Source organism: Pediococcus claussenii ATCC BAA-344, assembly GCF_000237995.1.
Taxonomy (GTDB): domain Bacteria; phylum Bacillota; class Bacilli; order Lactobacillales; family Lactobacillaceae; genus Pediococcus; species Pediococcus claussenii.
On the sequence record NC_016605.1, the window covers coordinates 1337206 to 1362780 of the forward strand.

Annotated in this window: 30 protein-coding genes; all 30 read right to left on the reverse strand. The window is 37.3% G+C overall.

From position 1 onward, the window contains the following. Positions 1 to 9: 9 nt before the first annotated feature. Entirely contained in the window at positions 10 to 534 is a 525-nt protein-coding gene (locus PECL_RS06630; RefSeq protein ID WP_014215800.1) for a diol dehydratase small subunit, read from the reverse strand. 12 nt (positions 535 to 546) lie between these two features. Beyond that, a complete protein-coding gene (locus tag PECL_RS06635; RefSeq protein ID WP_014215801.1) occupies positions 547 to 1281 on the reverse strand; it encodes a propanediol/glycerol family dehydratase medium subunit in 735 nt (244 codons plus the stop codon). Positions 1282 to 1299: 18 nt separating this feature from the next. After that, positions 1300 to 2976, reverse strand: a complete 1677-nt coding sequence (locus PECL_RS06640; protein WP_014215802.1) for a propanediol/glycerol family dehydratase large subunit — start codon at positions 2974 to 2976, stop codon at positions 1300 to 1302. A gap of 21 nt (positions 2977 to 2997) precedes the next feature. Then, on the reverse strand, positions 2998 to 3720 hold the full coding sequence (pduB, locus tag PECL_RS06645) for a propanediol utilization microcompartment protein PduB (RefSeq protein ID WP_014215803.1): 723 nt from the start codon (positions 3718 to 3720) through the stop codon (positions 2998 to 3000). A gap of 54 nt (positions 3721 to 3774) precedes the next feature. Continuing rightward, entirely contained in the window at positions 3775 to 4059 is a 285-nt protein-coding gene (locus PECL_RS06650) for a BMC domain-containing protein (protein ID WP_014215804.1), read from the reverse strand. 247 nt (positions 4060 to 4306) lie between these two features. Continuing rightward, a complete protein-coding gene (locus tag PECL_RS06655) occupies positions 4307 to 4750 on the reverse strand; it encodes a EutP/PduV family microcompartment system protein (protein ID WP_014215805.1) in 444 nt (147 codons plus the stop codon). Positions 4751 to 4877: 127 nt separating this feature from the next. Beyond that, the gene (cobT, locus tag PECL_RS06660; protein WP_014215806.1) at positions 4878 to 5921 is read right to left on the reverse strand and encodes a nicotinate-nucleotide--dimethylbenzimidazole phosphoribosyltransferase; all 1044 of its coding nucleotides are present in this window, start codon (positions 5919 to 5921) and stop codon (positions 4878 to 4880) included. Between the two features lie 3 nt (positions 5922 to 5924). Further along, entirely contained in the window at positions 5925 to 8387 is a 2463-nt protein-coding gene (locus PECL_RS06665; protein ID WP_014215807.1) for a type 2 lanthipeptide synthetase LanM, read from the reverse strand. Positions 8388 to 8472: 85 nt separating this feature from the next. Next, a complete protein-coding gene (locus PECL_RS10160; protein WP_156681823.1) occupies positions 8473 to 8610 on the reverse strand; it encodes a hypothetical protein in 138 nt (45 codons plus the stop codon). Positions 8611 to 8634: 24 nt separating this feature from the next. Continuing rightward, on the reverse strand, positions 8635 to 9411 hold the full coding sequence (locus PECL_RS06670; protein WP_014215808.1) for a sirohydrochlorin cobaltochelatase: 777 nt from the start codon (positions 9409 to 9411) through the stop codon (positions 8635 to 8637). Continuing rightward, the gene (locus PECL_RS06675) at positions 9408 to 10112 is read right to left on the reverse strand and encodes a cobalt-factor II C(20)-methyltransferase (RefSeq protein WP_014215809.1); all 705 of its coding nucleotides are present in this window, start codon (positions 10110 to 10112) and stop codon (positions 9408 to 9410) included. The genes PECL_RS06670 and PECL_RS06675 overlap by 4 nt, the downstream gene beginning before the upstream one ends. After that, a complete protein-coding gene (locus tag PECL_RS06680; protein WP_014215810.1) occupies positions 10105 to 10890 on the reverse strand; it encodes a sirohydrochlorin cobaltochelatase in 786 nt (261 codons plus the stop codon). The genes PECL_RS06675 and PECL_RS06680 overlap by 8 nt, the downstream gene beginning before the upstream one ends. Beyond that, positions 10887 to 12287, reverse strand: a complete 1401-nt coding sequence (gene cobA, locus PECL_RS06685) for a uroporphyrinogen-III C-methyltransferase (RefSeq protein WP_014215811.1) — start codon at positions 12285 to 12287, stop codon at positions 10887 to 10889. Before cobA ends, PECL_RS06680 begins: the two co-directional genes overlap by 4 nt. Positions 12288 to 12292: 5 nt before the next feature. Then, positions 12293 to 13036 carry a precorrin-6A reductase gene (gene cobK, locus PECL_RS06690; protein WP_014215812.1) on the reverse strand — a complete coding sequence of 248 codons (744 nt, stop codon included), beginning with the start codon at positions 13034 to 13036 and terminating at the stop codon, positions 12293 to 12295. Further along, positions 13033 to 13758: a precorrin-3B C(17)-methyltransferase gene (cobJ, locus tag PECL_RS06695; protein WP_014215813.1), complete on the reverse strand. Its 726-nt coding sequence runs from the start codon at positions 13756 to 13758 to the stop codon at positions 13033 to 13035. The genes cobK and cobJ overlap by 4 nt, the downstream gene beginning before the upstream one ends. Before the next feature lie 15 nt (positions 13759 to 13773). Further along, positions 13774 to 14826: a cobalt-precorrin 5A hydrolase gene (locus PECL_RS06700; protein WP_014215814.1), complete on the reverse strand. Its 1053-nt coding sequence runs from the start codon at positions 14824 to 14826 to the stop codon at positions 13774 to 13776. Further along, positions 14819 to 15586 carry a cobalt-precorrin-4 methyltransferase gene (locus tag PECL_RS06705; RefSeq protein WP_014215815.1) on the reverse strand — a complete coding sequence of 256 codons (768 nt, stop codon included), beginning with the start codon at positions 15584 to 15586 and terminating at the stop codon, positions 14819 to 14821. Before PECL_RS06705 ends, PECL_RS06700 begins: the two co-directional genes overlap by 8 nt. Beyond that, positions 15586 to 16149 (reverse strand): decarboxylating cobalt-precorrin-6B (C(15))-methyltransferase, encoded by a 564-nt coding sequence (locus PECL_RS06710; protein ID WP_014215816.1) that lies wholly within the window; start codon positions 16147 to 16149, stop codon positions 15586 to 15588. The genes PECL_RS06705 and PECL_RS06710 overlap by 1 nt, the downstream gene beginning before the upstream one ends. Then, entirely contained in the window at positions 16142 to 16735 is a 594-nt protein-coding gene (locus PECL_RS06715) for a cobalt-precorrin-7 (C(5))-methyltransferase (protein ID WP_014215817.1), read from the reverse strand. Before PECL_RS06715 ends, PECL_RS06710 begins: the two co-directional genes overlap by 8 nt. Continuing rightward, positions 16732 to 17865 carry a cobalt-precorrin-5B (C(1))-methyltransferase CbiD gene (cbiD, locus tag PECL_RS06720; RefSeq protein ID WP_014215818.1) on the reverse strand — a complete coding sequence of 378 codons (1134 nt, stop codon included), beginning with the start codon at positions 17863 to 17865 and terminating at the stop codon, positions 16732 to 16734. The genes PECL_RS06715 and cbiD overlap by 4 nt, the downstream gene beginning before the upstream one ends. A gap of 1 nt (position 17866) precedes the next feature. After that, positions 17867 to 18469, reverse strand: coding sequence for a precorrin-8X methylmutase (locus tag PECL_RS06725; RefSeq protein WP_014215819.1), 603 nt, complete (start codon positions 18467 to 18469; stop codon positions 17867 to 17869). Between the two features lie 10 nt (positions 18470 to 18479). Next, positions 18480 to 19487: an adenosylcobinamide-phosphate synthase CbiB gene (gene cbiB / locus PECL_RS06730; protein ID WP_014215820.1), complete on the reverse strand. Its 1008-nt coding sequence runs from the start codon at positions 19485 to 19487 to the stop codon at positions 18480 to 18482. Further along, positions 19484 to 20872, reverse strand: a complete 1389-nt coding sequence (locus PECL_RS06735) for a cobyrinate a,c-diamide synthase (RefSeq protein ID WP_014215821.1) — start codon at positions 20870 to 20872, stop codon at positions 19484 to 19486. Before PECL_RS06735 ends, cbiB begins: the two co-directional genes overlap by 4 nt. Continuing rightward, positions 20869 to 21939 (reverse strand): pyridoxal phosphate-dependent aminotransferase, encoded by a 1071-nt coding sequence (locus tag PECL_RS06740; RefSeq protein ID WP_014215822.1) that lies wholly within the window; start codon positions 21937 to 21939, stop codon positions 20869 to 20871. The genes PECL_RS06735 and PECL_RS06740 overlap by 4 nt, the downstream gene beginning before the upstream one ends. A 15-nt stretch (positions 21940 to 21954) precedes the next feature. Further along, on the reverse strand, positions 21955 to 22452 hold the full coding sequence (locus PECL_RS06745; protein WP_041534642.1) for an ECF transporter S component: 498 nt from the start codon (positions 22450 to 22452) through the stop codon (positions 21955 to 21957). Between the two features lie 14 nt (positions 22453 to 22466). Beyond that, positions 22467 to 23036, reverse strand: coding sequence for a cob(I)yrinic acid a,c-diamide adenosyltransferase (locus PECL_RS06750; RefSeq protein ID WP_014215824.1), 570 nt, complete (start codon positions 23034 to 23036; stop codon positions 22467 to 22469). Between the two features lie 4 nt (positions 23037 to 23040). Continuing rightward, positions 23041 to 23493: a flavodoxin gene (locus tag PECL_RS06755; RefSeq protein ID WP_014215825.1), complete on the reverse strand. Its 453-nt coding sequence runs from the start codon at positions 23491 to 23493 to the stop codon at positions 23041 to 23043. A gap of 5 nt (positions 23494 to 23498) precedes the next feature. Next, positions 23499 to 24209, reverse strand: coding sequence for a uroporphyrinogen-III synthase (locus PECL_RS06760; protein ID WP_041534643.1), 711 nt, complete (start codon positions 24207 to 24209; stop codon positions 23499 to 23501). After that, positions 24209 to 24808, reverse strand: coding sequence for a histidine phosphatase family protein (locus tag PECL_RS06765; protein ID WP_014215827.1), 600 nt, complete (start codon positions 24806 to 24808; stop codon positions 24209 to 24211). Before PECL_RS06765 ends, PECL_RS06760 begins: the two co-directional genes overlap by 1 nt. Further along, positions 24793 to 25575 (reverse strand): adenosylcobinamide-GDP ribazoletransferase, encoded by a 783-nt coding sequence (cobS, locus tag PECL_RS06770; RefSeq protein ID WP_014215828.1) that lies wholly within the window; start codon positions 25573 to 25575, stop codon positions 24793 to 24795. The genes PECL_RS06765 and cobS overlap by 16 nt, the downstream gene beginning before the upstream one ends.

Sequence of the window (25575 nt, forward strand, 5' to 3'; positions counted from 1 at the left end):
AACCCCTTACTAGTTGTCACCTTTTAGTTTTTTTCGGGCTTCATAATTTGCAGCGGCTTCCTCAAACCACCCAGCACAGATTGTTGCATTATATTTGTCTCTCAATTCAGTCGCAATATCAAACAACTCCTGCTTTGTTGAACGGTATGGTCGCAGTGCATTATACATTTCTAGCACACGGTCATCAGGTATTTTGGTTAATTCGGCCGCACGTTGCAAATTACGCTGTACAGCACTTCGTCCAGCATCAGCAGCAACCTCACCCTGTAAGCGCAAAGTGTCAGTCGTAATCCGCAAATCATTTGACTTTACTTTTTCGCTTAACAAATTATCAATTGTAATCTCGTCTAAACTTTTTCCTGAAGGTGAATGAACCAGTTCAGGATGTTTGGAATAGAGTGGATAATCTTTTGCTGTTAAAGCTGAATGGTTATCATCACTCGTTGGAATCGTGGTTGCTGTTCCACTTTTCTCAGATGATGATTGTCCCATTTGACTCATGATTTTTGAAACCAAATCATCAATTTCACTCATTTTTCGATCCTCCTAATTAAAGTTCACTTCAATTTCTTCAGCGGGTTTCCCAGGAACAACTTGTTTAGTTTCTTTAATATGCATTAAAGCTGACAAGGCCTGATAAGCAACCCGTGCCATCTGGTCATTGACCGTTGGTACCGGGCTTGGTGACATACCTTTAGCATATTCAGCGGCATTTTTACCAATTGCTCGATAAGTCTCGGGTGTTAAAACTGGTGCCTGAGGGAATAATTCCAAATTAGATAGGGGTTCTTGGTCCTTTTGATGAATAATCGAAGTACCCTTTGACTGAATTGCAACCGCGATCCCTGAACCAGACAACTTGTCAGCCTCCGCTCCACAGAAAGAAACATCGGAAGTACGATAAATTTTAATTACACGTGCCTTTAATCCTTCTTCTTCAATTCCAGCGATCACTTGTCGTAAGATTTCTTTGTGAGGAATTCCTGTCATATTTTTTTCCAAGACTTCTGCAAAAGCTGGTGCTACCGCGATAACAACTTCATCACGCGAATATCCTGCCTTTGCCGGTCCCACGTGCTTAAACCAATCAACATGTTTTTCTGGAACTGCATGTGACAAGGTAGAACGGTCGCTATCATCGATATCTTGGACAGCCACACTTTCTTTTGTGCTTGTTGTTGCCTGTCCATTAAATGAAATCGGCTTATCTAATGTTCCTTTTTCAGCAATTACACTTTTTACAATTTGTCTTAGTAATGCTTCATCAATTTCTTGAGCCATCTTCACTGCCTCCTTAGATTAAAATTTCATATTTCCTGGGTCGATTGCAAACGGAACATTCTTAATGCGTTCCCATTCTTCTTTATCTTCTTCAAGTCGGTAACCTGTACCTGGTCCTTGATAGTCGTTTGCATCATTAACCGCAGAAATGATATTCCAATCCTTATCGAAAATTGAAGATGTTTGAAGGAAATCACCACAGACTTTTTGCTTTTGAAGATTTAAAACAGCCTCAGCAATATCTTTAAAGCCACGATTGTAAAGTGCTTTAACGATGTCAACAGCTGTAATCCCACGATCCATTAGATCTTGAGCAGCCTTCATATCTTCGACCATATTACGATCTGGCATATCCTTAGAAGTATTAGCATAGGTTGCGTCTTCGACTTCTTCATCAGTAATCTTTGGTAAGCCAAGTTCTTCAAAAACGGCTTGAAGAGCTTTTGCAGCTTTATTTCGAACCTTAATAACATCTTCTTCAACAACTGGATGAATACCACCATTTAGAGCTAAATCACGTTCCATAATGTAGTAATCATCATAATCCATTGCGTCTGTATTAGAACCAGCAAATGTATTATCATAGTTTGGTGTTGAAGAGTAGCCCGACGAAATATAATCAGTACCGGCAATGAATTGCCCTAACAAACGTTCAGTTCGACGCATATCTGAATGTGAAAATGCTTGGTCATTACCAGATGCACATTCTAGGTCAAGCATCATACATAATAGATTTTCACCCATAACGGAGCGAATTCCTGAAGGAACTGCACCTGGGATCCCAATACAACTCACACCACCATTTTGTAATCCTTGAACACCTGAAGCTTTGGTAATGAAAATACAACGTGATTCAAGATATAACATTGACTTTCCTTCGGTATAACCCATCATAGCTTCTGAACCAGATCCAGATGTAAACCGCATTTTCAGACCACGTGATGCATAACATGAAGCAAGAAATCCCTTTGACCAAGGCGTATCATCACCATCAGTGAACACTTGATCCGTACCATAAACCGAAATTGTTTCAGCATAACCGGTAAAACCGCGCATTCCTAAGCTTAGTTCAAGAGCTTCTTCAACTGAACATTGAGTTAGAACTCCGGGGCGACCTGTTTGGGAACCAACCATAATCGAAATAGCATTTAACGGAGCATAACGTCCAACCGCTGTGGTTGTTTCCTGTTCTGGAAATCCACGCAAAGCTGCATCAGCCGCATCAGCCGCAATTTGTACTGGATTATCTCGAATATTAGTAACGTGACATTGTGTAGCAGGTGTACGACGTGGACGCATTTTTTGCGTTGCCATAATCATTTCACCAAAGTTCAACTTACTAATAACTTCTTCTGCTTTCGCAGGGGTCATTGCAGTCGTAATATCAACAACCTCCTTGCGAGGTACGTTAGGATCGACTAGCATATTAGCAATTTTAACCGAATCCATGTTCATTACCTTTTCGGCATTATTTAAATTAATTCCATATTCAGCTATATATAGATCAATTAAATCAAAATCAGCTCTTTGCTTACCATCTAACTCTGTTACAACTCCATTTTCGATTCTAATGCTTGGCTTGGGATCATTTGGCCCCATCATTGCTACTAATCCTTCGTCCGGCCATTCGCGAACAAAACCATCTTCATGAATTGGTCTCTTTTCTAATTCTTCAAACCTTTTTTGTCGTTTCACGATTATTCACTCCTCCTTTCGCTACTTAATATAAGCAGGAAAATCATTTTTAGGTTCAACTCCACCCAACTGACCTAGGAGTTTCAAACCAACTTCCCGACCTGCAATAACTGCTTGGCGCACTGCACCTGAGTCACCAGAAATATGTAATGCTCCTTCATTTGAAAAACTAGTTCCATGTGAAGGAGAAGCAAATTTGATAACTTCAACACCGGCCGTTTTAATTGCCGTATCGGCCATAACTACGCCAATTCCTGATGGAGCTCCACAGATTAATCCATAAGCTTTTCCAATCGGAGCACCAAATGCCATATGAACAGCACCCGCAGCACTTGCCGTGAATTGTAATTCCAAATGACCCGCTGGTGAATTGTAAATATCACCGAAAGTACGTGGTAAATTTTCTAATGCTACCGAAATAGCTTGACGGACATCTGATGGATCATTGCCACCAATTAAAATTAAGACACCATGTCCTGCCCCACCTTTAGTATCACGAGGCCATTCAACATCTAACACTTCCGTATTAGTTGCCTTTACAGCTTCATCCATTGCTAAGATTTGGGGACCCGCACCGGTACGTGAACTTAAGATTCCGATTACCGAATACTTTTTTGTACTAACCTGTAATTTATCTAAAAGCATTGCATCAACTGCTGGGATGCACATTCCAATCGTGTCACCCAGTTCAGTTGAACCGACAAATTCGGGAACAACACTCGTTGAATTTAAAAAGTTATTCATACCCATTCCTCCAATTATTAACTAAAAGGACTAACTAAATTTGCAACACAATAATTAATCTTGTGTCTTCTTAGGTAAAATTCGTTCAACATCTGTATGTGGACGAGGAATTACATAGCTTGATAATACTTCGCCAATTTCTTCTGCTGCGGCAACGCCCGCGTCAACAGAAGCTTTTACAGCACCAACATCACCACGAACCATTACAGTTACCAAGCCATGTCCAATCTTTTCTTGTCCTACCAAGTCAACATTAGCTGCCTTAACCATTGCATCTGCTGCTTCAATTGATGCAACCAAACCTTTTGTTTCGATTAAACCCAATGCTTCTTGTTCCATAAGATATGTTCCTCCATTTTTTTATTTCCAAATACTCTTTGGAAGCACTTTTAGTATAATTGAAAACGCTTGCAATTTATTAAGTAGTTCATTTTAAATATCCACATCGAAACACACTAATATGACAATTTATTTTTAAAATGACAAAATTAAACAAATTAAATCAAAAAGCACAGTAATATTGATTTTGATTTACGAATATTTCGTCTCAAATCAACATTACTGTGCTTTTAATAAAAAAATAACATTATTGAATATTAGAATTATCTAGAAAATCTTTAAAATCTGTCACACCTTCATTGTTCAATGCGGATACTTTAAAAATCTTTTTCACACCCGCACTACGAAGTCTTTTTTCAATCACTTCTACTTCGGTATTAGATTTTGCTAGATCCATTTTGGTAATCACACCAATTACTGGTCGTCCAAACATCGTGCTAAATGCCTCTGGAAAAATTAGCCGCGGGTCGCTAATGCTTTGCAATATCACAATTATGCCAGCGTCCATTGCAGTAGTTGCAATATTTGTATACATACGCCGGTGCTCAATATATTCCCCGGGTGTATCAATCACGTTGTCATAATACTCTACCGACTGAGTCTTATTATAATGTATTTCAATATTATTCATTCGTTGCAATAATGTTGTTTTACCGCAGCCAATTGGTCCAATAAACATTGGTCTTCGCAAAGCATCCACCTCTTTTAAATGAAACAATTTCTTTTATGAATAATATCACTACTTTTTAGCATAATTTTATTATGACTAGAATCTCACAAAAAAATACAAATAATTATCAAAAAAATGTCAACTATTCTTATTTTGTAAATTCAAAATTCAAATCATCTGTTGTATTCATGCCTTGCAAAATTGCCTGCATTGCATCAATCATTGATAATAACAATACTGCGCCGCTGCCTTCTCCAACTGCTAAGTCAAGATTAAGAACCGGTTCACAATCTAATAGATTCAATGCTTGTTTTGCGCCTGGTTCACGTGACAAGTGTGATGCAATCAGATAACCAACCGAGTTAGGATTGATTTTTTGAGCGAGTAATGCTGCTACATTTGCAATAAATCCGTCCATTATCAATGGCACTCCTTGTTCCGCTGCCTTAAGAATCGCACCACACATTGCACCAATCTCAAATCCACCTACCTTTGCTAGCAAGTCAACAGGATCATCTTGATTAAAGGATCGTTTACGCAGAGCCTCATTGATAACTTGAATTTTGTGCTTAAATCGTTTTGACGAGATATTAGATCCCGCTCCAACAATTAACTCGGTAGGAAGTCCCGTAATTGCCGCCATTAACGTTGATGCAGTTGTAGTATTTCCAATCCCCAATTCTCCAATTAATAACAACTGTGCTCCCTCCCTCAACTCTTTTTCAGCAACTTCATATCCGACTTTTATCGCCTTCACTGCTTCTTGCCGTGACATAGCATTTTCTTGGAGGAAATCCTTCGTACCATCACTGATTTTATGATTAATGATTTTTTTACTTGCTGGAAGACCATCAACGCCAACGTCAATAACTGTTACCTTACACCGATTTTGATGAGCCAAAACAGCAACCGTTGTGTGACCGTTAATCGTATTAATTGCTTGCTTGCTAGTCACTTCTCTTGGGGTCGCTGAAACTTGTTCCCGCTCAATTCCATGATCCGCAGCAAAAACTAAACAGGTCCGACGATCAACCTGAATATCCAAAGTTTCCTGAATTGATGCAATTTTAGTTACCATTCTTTCGAGATTTCCTAGACCCCGTTGTGGTTTTGCCAGCCGGTCTAACTTATCTTGCATTTGTTGCCCAACAATTGGCTTGACCGCTTTTATTGTAATTTTGTTTAAGTCCATACGTCAGTCATCCCATCCTACTTTACAAAATAATAAATCCGCATTTCCTGTTTGCTCTGCAAGCAAATAATATTGCAATCCAGCATATCCAACTCCCCAAGTTTCTCCAAGCACCCGTGGATTTTTTGCATCAATTCTAGCCATCAATTCCCGTTTTTTCTGTTCTTTCTTTTTACCATAGTAATCTAACCGTTTTGCAACTAAAAGTTTGCCTATCAATCCGTTCTGAATCGAATCATTTTTAGTAGGCACCTTAAACGCCTGTTTACCCCATGCCTTTTTTAAATATTCTTCTAGATAATTTGAACTTTTAATACTACTCAAGTTAACTAATAAAACACCCTCACGAACGCTTCCACGAATTGGATAATTAATATTCCTGGGCAAATCTCTTCTATCAACAATCTTTCCTAAACAAATTACAATTAATTTTTTTTCAATTCGAGACTTAACTTTCTTCACATCAAATTGCTTTTTAAGCATAACAAGTAATTTCGAACATTGTTTTTTAAAATCCGTATGTGCTGCTAACTGAAAAACAATCCAAACTAACGACCCTGCACCTTCAAAGAAACTCCAATCCTGGATCAATAATTCACTGTGTAGCAATTCATTTAAAATCAAATGCATCTGCTGTATTGCCCACTTTGATTTGAGGTGTGCAAGAACTAAAAGATAAGCCCCAACCCCGTTATAACCACTGAGTAGGCCCTCAGCGATTAACTGTTCAACTGGATACATTTCCAGAACAGTTTTTAAGGTTCGTTGAACTAAATCGGTATTATTTCTATCAGAAAACAATAAAATATTTTCAATCTCACCTAAACCGACCCATAAAGAACAATCAATCGGTGCCATTATTAATCGTTGATCCTCATTGAACTGTGATATGAACAAAATACTATGTTCAAAGTCCATTTTAAAAATTCGTTGCTTAACATTCGTTATGTCACTTGTTACCTTTGCTTGTGCAGGCGATTCTTCTAATGTTTTCAGTGCACACCTGATTAACTCAAGCTGTTGATCAATTTGAAATGGTGTAATTTTACTAACTTGAAAAATTAAATAATTAATATCTTTTTCGTTAATTTCACATTCTTGGTAGGGAATATCATAGTTTTTCAAATCGGTCAAAATTTTTTGATTATCCAAGTTGCTAAATTCAACCTGCATACCAATTAAGCCATTTACTTGCTCCATTGAAGTTGCATACTTGGGATGTGTCATATTTCCTTGCAATTTCTTATAAAAATCGGACGAAGCCACAAGTTGACGGCTGTAAGTACCGTCAAGTAATCTTTTTACTTCTGATAAATGTTCCTGTATAAACTGGACACCAATAATAAATCCCTGATTAATTACCTTCTGATACCTAACCACCGGTTCATTCTTTAACTCTAAATCATTTTTAATAATCCGTTTTTCCGTGAAATCAAAACGAAGATTATCCGTTCCTAAATCTACTAACTGATTTACTTTTATGTATTGTTCTTTACTACCTCTAAAACCGGAATAGTCAATCGTTTCGTTGTAAAACTTAATATGGAGTGGTAAAAGTAGACTGCCAAGCACAGAATCCCGAATAAAATTGCTGTAACAGTCACCAATTTTCTCAGACGACTCATCTGAAATTTGATTTGTCATCAGATTTTCAAGATCAATAACTCTGATTCCCTGTGCAGTTTGCAATACATTTCCATTATGCAAATCTCCAATTTTAAATAGCCAAGCCCATGCAGCGAGTATTCCAAACTCATAATAATATTCTGAAGGTGAGCCCTTAAATTCAGACTGATTAATATATTCTTGCCAACCGTGCAAATCAACCGTAATTGACTTTACACCGACCAGTTTGGTTTTCTTCCCACTTTTTTTATTCAGCAGTCCTAACATCTTTTCAAAGAAAATATCGTTATTTAAACGATGTGGTTTATATACAATTTTACCAAAACTAGTGATAATCACTAACACCTTCTGTGCACCATTTCTAGTGTCATTACGTTGGTAATTAAAATCTTCAATTCTAAGTTGGCTTCCAGTACAATTCAGAATTTTTTGACCCAATTGAAAACGATCAGAATCAAAATCTTCGAGAACACTTCCGCCAAAATTAATAATCATAGGAATTCTTCGCTTTATTAGGCCATCTAGGTATGCATACCGCTGCATAAACTTCGCAACATATGATGAATTAATTTGACTACAAAAATGAATTAAGCATTTTGTTGAACCTTCCTGAAAAGTTAACTGCCCCGTTGTTCTCATTTCAAATTGCTTAAATTCGTAAACCAATGCGCGTCTACATATTGTATCAATTTCAATCATTATTTCATTCATCATGGTTTCCTGTAATCGCATTGGCTTAACTAACAGCGAGTGATGTTCCCATATCATTTGATGTAATTTATCTAAATATTGTTCCGCAACCACTGCGGAAAATTTGGAAAATACTAGCTCATTTTTCATTTTGCCCTCTAAAATAAGCCATTTACAACTAGCGTTAATTAGCTGAAAACGGCTTTGTAAGTATTGAAATGAATGTTACAACTACTTATTTCGATGCAGTTGTCATCTTAAGTCCGGAAGTCGTGGTAATTCCACTAGTCATCATTGCAGATGTCATTAGATTCTGAGACTTATTCATTTCATTATTACTTGTTAATCCACTTAATTTTTCCAATTCTGTCATGTTAGTCACCTCCTTTCAAAAATACTAACGACTCACTTCAACCACCCGTTTTAAATTTGAAATAAACTTATTTTGAACAAACTCATATTCACCCAATCCAATCAACTGGCCGGTTGTTTCAAATCCGCCGTCCATCAGCATCTTATTCCAAGTTCCCTTTTCCCCTGAAACAATGTCTTTACTAGCATGAATGCCGGCAACGAGCATTAACGGGTAAAGATGAACCCTTTGAATGTTTTTTATACGCATTCGTTGCATAATTGAGCCTAAATCGGGATAACTTTCAACGGTTCCTACAAATGAATTAGTATCAAGCATCATATAATCTAGGGTGGTATGTAAAATGAAACGGTTACTCTTAGCGGTGCCGTGACCAATAAATAAGTTTCCTTCATCCAACTTTAAATCACCGACACTATTCAAAAAAATGGCAAAGTCTTTAAAGTCATTAACTGTGGTTAATAGTGGATCTCCAAAAACAATTTTTTGAAAATCTGCATCATATCCGTGAATAACCGTTTGCAATTTTGCTAAATCGTTGCTTTCTGTCAGATACAATGGTTCAACATATAATTCTCGGCATTCCTTTTGCTTCAGTTTTTGAATAGCGTCATCAAGATACTCAATGTTTGTATGCTCCTGATTACTAATCTTATCCATCACTTTGCGAGAAGTAAAAGCTCCTTGTACCAAAAAATCAGGAAACTGTTCCTTTGCTTTCTTTATAATTTTATTGGTTGTAGCTTGTCGCGCCTTAAGACTAGTTGTTCCAAAAGTAACGACTAAAATTCCTTTTTTCACTTATCCTTACCCTCTTTTTTAATTAGCATCGTGGTAAAGTATGGCAAATCCTCTGTTCCATCACAATCCTGCAAATTAATTACTTGTTCCGTTTCCATTGAAGCATTTGAAATTAAGTATGCTTGATCCAATAATGCACTGTCTTTGAGAAACGCAAACAGTTTCGGATAGTTAATTGCCACCTTCATCACAACAATATTCTCACCAATTTCAATTAACTGTTCTAGGTGCACTTGCTTAGTATTGGCTGGAACTACAATCAAACTTTCATCATCCAGCATTAATGGCATTTTCGATATCGCAGCAATCTGCGAGAATGATGAGATACCGGCAATAATTTCAATTTTAATTTGATCATCTACCAATTCCTGAATGTAGCTAAATGTGCTATAAACCGATGGATCTCCTAATGTTAAAAATCCAACGTTCTTACCCTGTTTTACATCTGTGACCATTTCTTGTGCAATCAAATTCCAACTTTTTCTTTTTTCATGCCAATTATTCGTCATTGGAAATTTACGTTTCTTAACATCAATTTCTTTTGGGATATACTGATCTGCGATTCGAAATGCCGTACTTGGTTTATTATTTCGAGCTGTCGGCGTGTATAACACATCTAATAGCTTAATTGTTTCAATTGCCTTTACGGTGAGTAACTGCGGGTCTCCTGGTCCAACTCCGATTCCAAATAACTTACTCATTTTCCACCTCTCTGATAGCTTGTCTAACATGCTTAACAAAAAGCTTTTGAATTGTTTCGGATTCCCCTAAGCCTTTCAATTCTGACTCTACAGTAAATCCTTCTTTTTTTAACTTAGAAGCCCATGAATTTTCATTGCTTGAAGCCATATCGTTATTGGCGTGATCCCCTGCCACTAACATAAACGGAATCATAGTTACCTTTTCCATATGATCCCGTTTCAATCTCTCAATTTCATCCTCAATTGTTGGATAACCTTCAACTGTTCCAACATAATGCTGGGTTTCTAACAACATGTGATCTAAACATGCGTATGCCGCAAAAGCCTCTTTAGAATCAGTACCGTGTCCCATAAACAAAACTGCTTCATCCAATGCTAGACTCTTCTGCTGTGCTAAATAGTTTGACACCGTCCGATAGTCAGTAAAATTATCCAGTAGAGGACGTCCCACTGAGATTTGACTAAACTGATTTGCAAAGATATCTGCTTGTTCTAAAACTAATTGAAATTCATGTCCGGGAATAATATGAAGAGGTTGAATAATCACTTTTTGATATAATTGTTGCGTTAATTCTTTCAAAACTTCGTGTAATGTTGGGACTGTAATTCCTTCATTAGCTTTAATTCGCTTTATTACAATATTTGATGTAAATGCTCTAAATATGTCGTATTCACTAAAATAATTTTGGATAGCCTGTTCGGTTGCTAAAATATCTTTTTCGCGAGCTTCTTTAAAAGTTGTCCCAAAACTAACAACTACAATTGCATTTTTACTCATTTGTTACCTCCAAATCTATCAACCACTGTGTCAATCGTAATTTCAGAAAGTTCTTTAACATTTCTAAATCCCTGTTCTCGTAGAAAACTAGCCCTGTCCGCCGATTCGACAACTATTTTTATTTTTGACCATTCATTTGGCCAGTGTAACCTCAAAAACGAGACCACATTATCTACTGAACTAAGATTAGTTATCAACATAGTAACGTCAGCATCACCATAATCTAAATCGTCACTACGGGGTGTAATACCGATTTGAATAATGTTTTTTACCGATGCACCATACTTAACTTCATTTTCGGCAACTAAACTGCCATCTTCCGCTCCAATGTCCGCCATGGGGACTACCCGGTCAACTGCAATCATTTTTTGAGCCAAATATTCTGCCAATTGCTGAGATGTTGCCACTATTTCACTTTCGCTGAAACGACGCATATCAACTCCTTGTTGAGTAACGAAATCAATGAAGAGGTCACTAGCAACGTGATTATCAAAAATTAAACGATGCTGTTTAACTAGCATACTTAAATTCAGTCGGTCAGCCTGATATTGGTAGTCATCGCTAAAGGTTAAAACTCCAGCTCCCTGACCTCGTAATTCATCAATTAAATCCTTATTACCGCCCGCTGCAATTATAAAGCGTTGATGATCCATTTTTTTTATTCGAAATAGTTCTTCGTGCAATTGAACAACATTTCCGATCGCAATAATACTGGGCGAAGCAACATGTTGTTCCTCAACAATGTCTTCAATGTTTGCTAATGAACCAAACACAGATTTTTGACGCCACTGAGTTGCCCACTGAATAATTGCAACTGGACAATTCTTATCTTTGCCATTTTTAACTAATTCCGACACAATGAACGGTAAGTTCTCCATTCCCATTAAAAATATTAGAGTACCTTCCATTTGGGCTAAATTCGCCCAGTTTAAATTACTTTGGTCACCCTTTAAATGAGCAGAAATTATATGTACACTAGAGGAGAAGTCTCGATGTGTGGCCGGAATATCAACCGCAGTAAGTCCGCCCAGTGCACTTGTTATTCCAGGCACCACTTCAAAACTAACGTTATTTTTAATCAGAAATTGTGCTTCCTCGCCTCCCCGTCCAAAAATAAACGGATCACCAGCCTTAAGGCGTACTACCTGTAACCCTTGCTTAGCTAAGTCAACTAACATTTGATTAGTCTGTGACTGTTTAACAAGATGATGATGAGGTAGCTTACCAACATCAATTAGCTTGGCACTCGAATTTGCCATCGAAACAATACTTGGATCCACTAGACGATCAAAAAGAATCACATCCGCATTCATAATCTTCTGTTGTGCTAACCCGGTTAGCAGGTTGGGATCTCCTGGCCCTGCACCAACTAACGCCACTTTTCCAACCTTTGCCATTACACTTACCCCAATTCCTTCATTAATTCTGAAACAGATGAAACCATATGTGGATAATCTAACTGAGGTCGTTTGATGATGAAACATGGAATGTTTAGTTCCTGGCAAGCGGCAATTTTTTCATTAATACCGCCTTGTAACCCGCTTTCTTTTGTAACCAGTGCACTTGCATCAGCATGCTTTAGCATTTGAACGTTAAGTTGTTCCGAAAAGGGTCCCCGCATGCCATCAATTTGATCGGCCCGTAATCCAACGTCGGTTAACTTACTAACTACGGATGGTACTGGTAACACACGAGCATGAATGCGTTCAATTCCTAATGCATTGACGTAATCTTCAACCGTTTTACTACCAGTCGTTAAATAAATCGTTCCTTCTGTTTTCCGTAATCCATTGCAGGCATCCTCAACTGTATTAAATAATCTAATATTTTGATCAGATTCATAATTGTTGGGCCTTTCAAAACGAATATACTTTATATTTAACCGCCCCGTTGCTTCGATCGCATTTTGGGAAGCCACTTTTGCAAAGGGATGTGTCGCATCGATCACTAAATTGATATGTTCTACTTTGATGTACTCTTCCAATGCCGCTTCATCCATTGCACGTGCAATCACGCGACCATGGTGTTGATTTGCAAGCACCTTACCGTAGTCAGAAACCACTGAGAGTATGAATTCGACCTTAATTCCTTCAAGTACATCCGCAATTTCCAAGCTTTCAGTTGTACCACCCATTACTAAAATCATATTTCATATCCTCGTGGTGTGATCATTCGATCATTTGCAATATACGTATGCTTATTACCAACTAAAACAATAGTTGTCATATTAATTTCTTCATAGTTAAGTTCTTTAATTGTTGTTACTTTTTCAGTCTCGTTTACACGGGCTACATCCTTACCAATTCCAACCACAGTTTCGTCCGATTTGTACTTGGTAATAATATCCATCGCTTCTTTTAACAGTTCAGGCCTTTCACTACTTCGTGGGTTATACAAGCAAATCACAAAATCGGCTTTGGCCGCGGCATCAATACGGCTTTTAATCACCTTCCATGGTGTCATATGGTCGCTTAAACTAATATGGCAAAAATCATTCATCAAAGGAGCACCGAGTTTAGCGGCGGCTGCAATGCTAGCTGTAACCCCAGGAATCACTTTAATTTCAATCTCAGCATCCTCTTTATCAACTAACTCTAAAATCAGACCTGCCATTCCATAAATACCGGCATCGCCACTTGAAATCATTGCAACCGTTTTTCCTTTTTTAGCAATTTTAATTGCCTTTTGACACCGTTCAACTTCTCCACGCATACCATTGCTAACAGTTTCTTTTCCTTGAAGCATATCTTCTATTACTTTAAGGTACGTTTTATAACCAACTATTACTTCGGACTGTTTGATTGCTCTAATAGCTTCTTGGGTCATAATATCACGTGAGCCTGGTCCAATCCCTACTATGTACAACATATAAATTAATCTCCCCTATCTTCCGATACTCATCGTTATTTGATTTTCGTGAAATTGATCTACAACAACATGGTGTTGTGTCTGAAAATGTGCTGAACTTGAAGCCACGTTTCCAACCCCAACCGTCTTACGTACAAAATCGGAACCAGCATAATTTTGATCCACTGTTTTAAGCTCCTCAGCCGAATTAAATACCAGTTCAGTATTCAAAGTTTGTGCTAAATATTGAACCGCTGGTTCATACTGCTTAATATCAATTGACGTAATTTTTTGAATGGATCTCCAAGCCAGCTGATTTTTTCGCATAAATGTCACAAATGTATTTTGCATCATTTCAATTGTTACATTCTTTCGACACCCAACCCCTAAAACATTAACTTTTGGTACAACTTGAATAAGGTTTTCAGCTTTATCAAAATTCGTTCTGTCTGAAACAACCACAATTGGTTCCTCGGTAATTTCCTGAATCTGATCACGTTCAATAATTGTAAAACCCTTCAACGTTTCAACCATACCTTTTAGATAGTCCTCAATAAAAAGATAAACTGTGTCCCGTTCAACTAATTTGCGATTAATTAACTTAGTATTGTCTTTAAAATTAGCGTACCAACCATTTAGATCCTTGGCCAAATTATCCAGTGCAGCCACTTTCTGAGTATCGGTGGCAGTGGTGATAACCGGATCCGATTCTAATTGTTCCGCCAACAATTTTGCCCAACGATTAGCACCTCCAACGTGGCCCGACAAAAGACTAATAACATGATTAGCCTCTTCATCAACCACCAAAACAGCTGGATCCTTTGTTTTATCCTCTAGAACAGGTGCAATCGAACGAACAGCAATCCCAGATGCCATAATTAAAATTAAGCAGCTTACTGCTTTAAATTGAGTTTGAAGAGTTGCCTTAAAATCCCCTTTTTGGATCCAATTAGCTAAAATATCTGTTTGTAATCTAGCCGGTATAAATAATTGGACATTGTAATCATCAACGAGGACTTTTTGAATTCTTTCCGCTTGCTTCAAGCCATTCCCAGTAATTGCAAACACTGCAATATTTTCCTTAGTCATTTTCAATTCCTTTTCTAAATTCATGGGTAAACGTTGGATCATAAAGGTGTGAATAGTTATACGATTTGCCCAAGAAATCGCCTACAAGGATTAACGCTGTCTTCTTAACACCTGCATCTTCAACCTTTTTAGCAATGTTTTCCAAGGTCCCCTTAATTGTCAACTCATCAGGCCATGTGGCTTTATAAATTACCGCCGCTGGGGTTGATTTTTTATATCCTCCTTCAATCAAATCATTTACAACGTTATCAATACCGCTTACTGACAAAAAGATGGCCATTGAAGTTTGGTGTCTTGCAAATGATTTAATTGATTCACGTTCAGGAACCGGAGTCCGCCCTGACATACGAGTAATAACTACACTCTGTGAAATCTGAGGAACAGTATATTCAAATTGCATACTTGATGCGGCTCCTAAGAAAGAACTTACGCCTGGAATAAATTCAAATTCAAGATTTCTTTTTTTAATTTCTTCAATTTGTTCTCTAACCGAACCATAAATTGAAAAATCGCCAGTTTGAAGACGAACAACATTTTTATTTTCTTTTATAGATGCTTCCATTTGATCAATTATTTGATCTAAATTCATTGAAGCACTATTGTAAAGCTCTGCCCCATCTTTACAATAGTCTAATAAGGCAAGGTTAATTAATGAACCCGCGTAAATTACCACGTCAGCCTCATGCAACTTTCTATATCCCTTAAGGGTGATTAATTCTGGGTCTCCAGGGCCTGCTCCTACAAAACTGATAATTGACATTATTCTCCATCCTTTCGTGCACTAATTATTATTGTGGGGTTTTGAGGCACAAAAAAGTGCCCCTTCCCTAATTTTTTAATGTGTGAAACTTCAATCCGTGAAACCTGTAAATCACTAAACACAGATTTTTCCAGCAATTGAGTTGCCTCAATCGCATTTTCCAGCAAAATGAAATTTAATACCAAGCATCCATTTTTATTGAGATGTTCAAAGCTATATTCAATAATTTCGCCTAACTCACCGCCAGATCCTCCAACAAAAATTGAATCAAAATTTTGATCCGGAAGATCCGTAGGTGCGGTCCCTGACATTAGTTCAATATTTTTAATATTAAATTTCTTTAGATTTTCCCGCATGATTGCAATTCCATCTGGATTTTTCTCTACAGCAGTCACTTTCAAGTTAGGATATTCAAGTGATGCTTGAATACTGACGCTTCCAGTTCCAGAACCGATATCTAGCATGCTTTTCTTATGGCCCAATGCTAATCGTTCAATACTGACACTTCGAACTTCCGCTTTGGTCATTGGAACTTTATTTCGTAAAAATTGATCATCATTCATTTGTTATTAACACCACATTCATCTTGAATTTTTTTTTTGGAACTTGTTCAGCAGGATAACAACTAATTTGCTCATCAGCTGAACTCAATTGTTCTCCTATATAAATCAATCTTCTCTGCTTTCGCTTCAAAATCTCCTGTGCAATTTCAAATGGTCCTAGATTTTCATCTGTTACCATACCAACGGTTACATGTTGCAACAAAAAATCAAAGTCTGGATGCCGTCCGTGACTGCTAGTTAAGAACGAATCGTTCATCGCAATTCCCACCCGATTAAACATATACTGAATTGAGCTTATTCCGGGAACTACGTTAACTATGTTTTTCCCAAATTCCCTTCGTGCCCAATTAGCAATCCCATATAAATTTGGATCGCCTGAAGCAAGTAATACTATATTTTTACTGGTGTTTTGCTCTAAAAACAATTTCAATTCCGCCAGCTTTGGCAATTTCATTTCATGCTTAACTTGAAATAAACCCAGCTGACGCGGGCTACCAATCACAACATCAGCATCTTCAATTTTCTCTTTTGCATTCGGTAAAATTAAGTCCTGCTCACCAGGCCCAATCCCAACAATTTGAATCATTGCCAGTCACTCCTCAATTCATCCACTTTTTTGGTTGATGCCAAGAAATCTTTACCTGAGAAAAGTACAACATCAAAATCAACACGAGGAGATCGGTGAGCTAACAGTTTTTCGCATCGGTATTTAATCTTATCAACAATCTGTTGATAAACAGCCTGGTACCCAGCTTGATTGATCAAATCGATCATCGCAATTGTGGTTAAGCAGCTATAAACCTGTTCCAACAGTTCCTTTGGGGCTCCAAGTAGTGCTAAATTTGCTACCATCACTTCTGCACGAGCATCCGCATCCTTACTGTGCGTTGAAAATATCCCAGCTGACACTTTAATAAATTTTCCGAGATCACCAACCATTAAACATTTTTCAAACCCAATTCGCTGTACCTCGTGCAAAACGTAACCAACAAAGTTGCTCATTTGAACTTGCTTATCTAACGGAATTTTTAAATAGTCTCGTGTAAAATCTTCGCCATAATTTCCAGGTGTCAAAATAATTTCTTTTTCGCCCTTTTCATGATGGATATTGAGTTCAATCGAAATAGAATGTTTCCAACTCTCTTCCGACATTGGAACCACAATGCCACTAGTGCCTAAAATCGAAACCCCCCCTACAATTCCGAGTTTAGGATTATAAGTAAGTTTAGCGATTTCTACACCTTCAGGAGCCGAAATAATAATATCTGCTCCCTGCTTTTTTCCCAGTATTTCTCGTACAGACTGTCGGATCATTTTACGTGGAGTTGGATTGATAGCCGCCATACCAGGTGGATTAGCCAATCCTTTTTGAGTGACACGGCCAACTCCTTCCCCACCATCAATCGTAATCTCATTGTCTATGCGAAGTGTGACTCTTGAATACACCATCATTCCATCTGTCGCATCTTGATCATCGCCGCCATCTTTTTTTATGCCCACCTTAGCAAATTCTTGATTAAACTCAACACTATCAATATTGAATTTGGCAATTTGACCATTAGCGGCTTGCACAGCAATTTCATCAAGTGGCTTTTGATTCAGTAGGATTTGAGTTGCAGCAACGGATGCCGCTGTAGCCGTAGTTCCAGTTGTAAAACCTTTGCGAAGTTTACGACCGTTATCATAAACGTAATTTTGGTCATTTTTTTCATCCATTCTATTCACCGCTAGCTAAATCCAAGTTATACAAAATTGCGTTTACAATTGCTGCTGCTAAATTACTGCCACCTTTTCGATCAATATTTACGATCGATGGAATACTGCTCTCATCCATCGCAATTTTACTTTCCTTTGCCTCCACAAAACCAACTGGAACTCCTACCACTGCACTGACATCTAATTGGTTCTGATCGTGCATTTCTAAAATTTTATATAATGCGGTGGGAGCATTTCCTATCACAAAAATCTTTTCGCGATTAGACTGCGCCGCCATTTCAATTGCTGCCATCGAGCGTGTAATATGTTTTTTAGCCGCTAATTCAAATGTTTTAGGATCAGCAATTAGACATTGATAATTTACATTTAATTCATTTAATTTACGTTTATTAATACCAGATAGTGCCATCGTCGTATCCGTATAAATTTCTCCACCATTTTGCAGAACGTTTGCAACTCGTTGAATGCCTTTATTCGTAAAGCTCAAACTATTCATATAATCAAAATCAGCCGTTGTATGAATTGCCCGAGTAATAATCGCATCTTCAATTGCTGAACTAAAATGGTATGTTGGATCAATCTGATTAATTTCATCATGAATCATCTCAAAGCTTTTATCTGTAATCTGATTTGGAAATTTTAATGTAGTCTTTCATATCAGTCTCCTTTAAACTAATTAAAAATCGAATCGTTCCAAAAATAATTAACGCTATTAAGGCTGTCCCATACAAAATTTGAATCGTCTTTTGAACATCATCAATCGTTGTCGTTTTTTTCTGGGGGTTTCCAATAAACGGTTTAGATACAATCGTTCCAAAATAAATATGTGGCCCCCCCAATTGCAACTCTAACGATCCGGCCACAACGGATTCAGAGAATGCACTGTTAGGACTATTATGTTTGCGCCTGTCCCTCAAACTCACAGTTATAGCTTCTTTCGTATTTAATCGCATAATTGAGATGGTCATTACCATTAGTAACCACGTTAATCGAGCCGGAATATAATTGAAGTAATCATCAATGATAGCTGATGCTTTTCCAATATATTGGAATTTTTCATTTTTATATCCGACCATAGAATCAAGTGTATTAACAGCCTTATATATCCATCCTAAAGTTGGTCCTCCAATCAGTAAGTAACACAATGGGGCGATTACACCATCACATGTGTTTTCAGCGACCGTTTCAATCGTGGCTTTTAAAACTTCTTCTTCAGTTAGTTGACTTGTTTCTCTTCCCACAATCATTCCTAATTGGTTTCGAGCTTGTCTTAAGTTATCGCTTCGAACAGACTTCATTATTTTATGGGCTTCAACCGCTAACCCCTTCACCGAAATTGCTGTGTACGCGAAGTATGTTCCAACAATTAAATAGATATATTCATTAAAATTAGCCAATCGCATAATTCCCCATATTACTAACCCAGTAGGAACCACAACGCTTATCCACATTGCTATACCCATCCAATTTTTTTGCAAATTAGTTAGTTTAAGTTTAAAGACCCAGTTTAAGATTGTTTGAATATAGTTTCCAATCACTTTAACAGGATGGGGCCAGCTATATGGATCCCCAATTAAAAGGTCTAACAAAAAACCACATACTGTCATGCTGATCACACTCATTTGGTAATTGCCCCCAATTCTTTTAAGAAGTTAACGAAGAATTCTGGGCTCTGATAAAAATGGACATGTAGATAGCTTGCAAACATTTTTTGATATTGATAACCACCAGTCCAACTTTTAACTATTTCTCCATCACGCTGTTTGCTTATGCTTAAAATCGGATTTAATTTCCCGCTTTCTGGTTCAAAAACTGAATGATGAAATTCATGGCCAACCACAGTTACTCCCGTTTTACCAATTAAACAGTCCGATTGGGGAATAGCTTTACAGTACCCAAATTGTTTCAAACGTTCAGTCATCGTACTGACCCCTGGAAGGATACCAGTCATTTTGAATTCGTTTTGCTTTTTATCAATCAGCTTATCACCCATGTACATCAAGCCCCCACACTCAGCAAATAATGGTTTCCCATTTAAAACATATTGCTTAATTTGGTGCTGAATGGCTTGGTTACTAGCCAGTTCAACTGCAAATTCCTCGGGATAGCCGCCTCCAATCCAAATTGCATCAACTTGAGGCAATCTTTGATCTTTTATTGGACTAAACGGAATAATCCGAATACCCACATCGCTTAATAATTTCAAATTATCACTATAGTAAAAATTAAAAGCATCATCCAATGCGATTCCAAGTTTAATCGGAATGATATTCTCCTTTTGTATCATCTTCCAAAACTGGTTAGTATCCGATGCTTGATGTTCGACTGCGACTTTCAAAAGATCATTTATATCAACATGTTTTTCCAATATGTTGGCCAATCCTGCAATCTTTTGATCAACGCCCTCAATTTCTTGGTCTGGAACTAGGCCTAACTGGCGAGAAGGAAGCGAGTATTCTTTTTGAAAAGGTAGATATCCCAGAACCCTAATACCAGGACAGTAGCGGTTGATAGCCTTTTTGATAAGAGTAAAATGATTATCACTCATAACGCCGTTGATAATGACTGCTTCAACATCAACCGCTGAATCAAAATTAATAAATCCTTTAATAATAGCTGCTGCAGAAGTTGACATTGATCTTCCGTTCAAAACTAAGATCACTGGCAGTCCTAATTTTTTTGCCATACCAGCTGTTGAGTGCGCATCTTTATCAGTTCCAAGACCGTCATAAAGTCCCATTACACCCTCAATGATTCCAATATCTTTATCGCTGGTATCCCTATCAAATAGATAAGCTAAGGTGTCATCATCAGGAACCAAAAAATCATCAATGTTACGTGAATCATTTCCAGTTACTCGAGTGTGGAACTTTGTGTCTACAAAATCAGGCCCAATTTTATAAGGTTGAACGTTATATCCCTTTTTAGTAAGGGCTTTCATTAAAGCCAAGGTTACACTAGTTTTACCAGATCCACTACTAACTCCCGCAATCAATACTTTCTTCATAAACTACTCTCCAAAATTTGTTTCAGGCTTTTTATCAACACTTCATTTTCCCTATGACTCCGAACTGCAATACGAATATAGCTACTATCCAGCATTCTAAAATTAGAGCAATCCCGCACCAATACTTTTCTCCTCATTAACTTCTTTGCTAAATCCATTCTTGGTGATTTTAAGAGGTAAAAGTTAACTTGAGATGAATAAAAGTTTATATCTCTAATTTTGGAAAGCTCCCTCTCCAAATACCCTTTTTCTGTCTTCAACCATTCAGCAGTAGCCTGCTTATAGTCTGAATCATTAATAATATTTTCATCAATCAACGCTGCAAAAGTGTTAACTGACCACGGTTCCATTCTTTCTTTCAATCGTGTTACCAAATCGGCAGATGGACAAACTGCAATTCCCAACCTAATCCCTGGAATAGCGTAGAATTTAGTTAACGACTTAATGATAATCACTTTATCCTGAGGACGTATATCCTGTTCAAAAGAAAAAGTTTGGCGATCTTCTAATAAAAAATCATTAAATGCTTCGTCCAACATGAGCCAAATATGATTTGCATTACAATAATTTACGATCATTCTTATTGCATTCGTATTAATCATAGAACCAGTTGGGTTATTGGGGTTGCATAGACAAACGAAATCAATATCAGAATTTTGTTTCAAATAACTAATAATTTCGTCTGCGTTGTACTGAAAACTCTGTTGTTTATTCAGTTGAAAAGTTCGAATATCAATTTCCATCTTTCTCATTGCTGCCTCATATTCACCAAACGTGGGAGCAAATACTAACGCCGTTCGAACATTCAAAACTCTCACGGCCTCATAAATTAAACTAACTGATCCATTTCCAACCCATATATTTTTAAAATCTAGTTTGTAAGCTGCAGCAATCTGCTTCCTTAATCCGCAGTAATCAGGATCAGGATAATAAATTAGTTGATTAAGGTTCGCGCTTATCTTTCTCTTTAGTTCTAAGGGAACCCCAATTGGGTTAATATTGGCACTAAAATCTAACAGATCTGGGTCAATCTGCTGTCCTCTTCCACCGTGATTAATAACTGACATTGTTTGTACCTCACATCACTTTTGAAAATTAGCAATCATTTTAGGCCTTGCCTGGCGGATAACTGCAAAAACAATTTCAGCAACAACTATATTAGCGATTGATGCAATAGTTAATGGAAAGAAATACGCAAAAACTGCTTGTTTTAGAATTGGATAAAGAAACACTAGTGATAGCGGAACATTAATCGCATAGGCAACTACGTCGGAAATTAAAACCCTTATAAAGGTATTCCCTTTTACTCCCTTTCTTAAATAGCCATACGCTAACATTGTTAAAAACATAATTCCAGCAATCACAAGATGAACTGGAAGTGTCAACGGGAACCCTGATAATCCTGCTGATACTAAATGCCCCAGCAAACCGAGTACGCCACCCAGAACGGGTCCCAATACCAACGTGCCAAAGAAGGCTGGCATTGAATCAAATGCCACTGAACCCATTACCTTAATGTTTGCTCCGACCACACAAAGTGCTATCAGAAGTGCTAATAAAGTTAATCGTTTCGTGTTCATAATCTTTTCTCCAATCATCTAAAAATATTTTTACTATTCCTGTACAAAGTTTCTGTACCGTTATCATTTAAATTGGCGTACCGAGCAACTGTAAAAAAATAGTCAGATAGTCGATTAATAAATCGTAAAACTTCGTCATTAACTGGTTCACCCTGCATTAAATCCACAATTGTTCTTTCTGCACGCCTCGTTACAGTCCGGTCAACCTGTAATGCGGCAGCCGTCGGAGATCCAGCAGGCAAAATAAATTTTTTGATTTTTGGTAAAGGTTCCGTATATTTATCAATTAAATCCTCCAACTTAGCCACATACCCTAATTCTTTAGTGATCATAAACGGAATGCCCTCTTTCTTAGACGAGATGGCTAAGTCATGACCACAGTCAAATAAAATTTGTTGTATTTCTTCTAATTCCTCGTCCAACCCTTTATTGGCTTTTGATAAGTTTGCACGAGTCTGTCCAACCAATGAGTTCAACTCATCAATAGTTCCGTATGACACAACCCTTTTGTTAGACTTGTACATTACTTCATGACCAATGACTTGTGTCTTCCCTTTATCGCCGGCTCTAGTGTATATTTTCATATCATTACTCCTTTGCCTTAATAGCTTTTACTAACTCATCCGCTATTTGATCAATTTTCATAACATCTTGTTCATCCGGTTCTAGCTCAATCTTTAAATTTTGGGCACCCTGCTTCGCGCCAGTTTGCTCAAATACTTTAGTAAATTTATCAACTGCAACATTGTAAAATTCTTCATAAAAAGTATCACCAGACCCCATTACACAAAAGAGCTTACCGCTTAAATTGACACCGGCTAAATCCTCATAAAAATCAAGTCCTTCTTCCGGCAATGCTCCCTCATCATATGTATAAACGCACATCAGACATAAGTCATAATTTCGATAATCGGTCGGGTCCGCCTGTGAAATTTCAATTTCATCAACATCAACTCCACGGCTTGTCAACTGGTCATTTAAGATATCTGCAACTGTCTGATTATTGCCGGTAATAGTTGCATAAACGATCATCGCTTTCATTTCATTTAATCCCTTTCTTTTCTCAAATTATTCATTTGTTTCAATGTTTCTTTTAAAACTGGAACGCACTTTACAGGCGGGATCGCATTGAAACCAAATTGCTTAATTTGCCGATAAGTAGCATCCCCCAATGAAAAAAAATCTGCACCTACAAATTTAGAAACATTTCGTTTTTCTAATTGAGCAAAGCGTTTAACAGCAGAAGAACTTGTAATCAGCACTTGGGTATACCCAGGATATTTTAACGATTCATTTGCTCGATCTTGATCTTTTTTGCTCCAAGTATTCCGATAAATATCGATATTCATCAAGCCTTCCTGCTCAATCATCGGAGCTAAATTCCCTTTTAAAAAAACTCCATGCACTGATTGCTGGTTGATTATTTTGACCGATTCCAACACGCTTTTTCGATTTTCACTCTGTGCAACTATAATATTTTTGAATCCATTCGCTTCACATAGCCTTGCAATGTGGTTACTAAGAACAAACAACTCTTTATTAAAATCTTCAATCAGATCTTCATTAATCATGATTTTAGCCGCTTCTAAACTGGTCAAAACAAGATAATCAGTTGAACGAATTAATTTCTCCGTTGCAACTTTTAAAGTGATCGGTTCGATACGCTTAAGGCTTAAATAGGTCACTGGTATGTCTTTCAATTCACTCCGCAACTCTTCATTAACTTCGCTTATATTACGTGTAATTAAAATTGCCATCATCCAATATTCCTTATCATTAATTTGGGAATTCGATTAGTCATTTGATAAATCGTGTACTTTCCTGACTTGTATTGAATATTCCAAAAAACATCCTGAGGATCATTCCAATACTGATCAATGACTCGTAAAACTCCGAGATGTGTCACTATCAAGATCGTCTTAGCTTGATGTACTTGCGCGTCATTAATTAAGTAATCAGTGGACTGCTGAACTCGTTTGACAAAAGAATCAAATTTTTCAGCTCCTCTTGGGGTGACTTTAAATGGATCATTAATCCATTTTTGCCATTCAACTGGATACTTACTCTCAATTTGATTGGCATCAAGACCCTCCCAGTGACCAAAACTTTTTTCAACCAAATTAGACATTTTAATGCGGACAGCCGATTTATTCACACAGGTTTCCATTGTCTCAACCGCTCTTTTTAATGGACTAAAGTAGACCCTATCAAACTGAATCGCGTTTTTTTGAAAAATATCTTTTAATTTTTGTGCATCTTCAATACCATTTTGATTAAGTGGCACATCCGCTGAACCGTAAAATTTTTTTTGTAAATTATAATCAGTCTGACCGTGTCGAATTAAAATAATATCCATAGACGTATCACCACCAAAAAACTAAGCAAAAAAATCACTTGATAAATATCAGCAAAGGCCCCCACGGTATCACCGGTGAACCCTCCAATCCGTTTATAAATCCAATTTTTATACACTGGAACAAATAAGAAACTAAGAATAGCTGCAATTAGCCCCTTAAGACCCAATGCTGCTCCAGTAACAATTAAGAAAACGCCAATATCAAAAAGCATTTTACCCTTTGAAATGTGGCCCCAGCTTTTTAAAAGACCATTTTCAGCGTCCGCATTTTTTATATTAAAGAAAACAAGACTGATTCCAGTTTTTGTGTTCATAATGGTGATCGCAACCAACAACACATTGGTTAAAACACCAAAATGTTGACTGATAATAACTGCACAGCCAATCATTGATATATAATAAAAAATTAAGGCGAGCGCCCCCATCGTTCCTAAGCGACTATCCTTCATAATCGCGTGAATTTTATCAGCACTTCGCGAAGAAAACATTCCATCTGCGGTATCAGCTACAGCATCTAAATGGAACCCCCCCGTTAAAATCCCATCAAAAATGAGAATCAAAATCCATGCGAACCAGACTGGAAATAAAAACGTTACTAAATAAAAAATTGCCGCTTCGATAACTCCGAGTACCAGTCCAAATATTGTTAGATACTGCATACCACGATTAAATTCTCTTTGTGGGTCTTTAAACATTTTATTAATTGGAATTCGGGTAAAAAATTGAAAGTAAATAATTAATGCATTTAAGATTCCGATTTTCCTCAA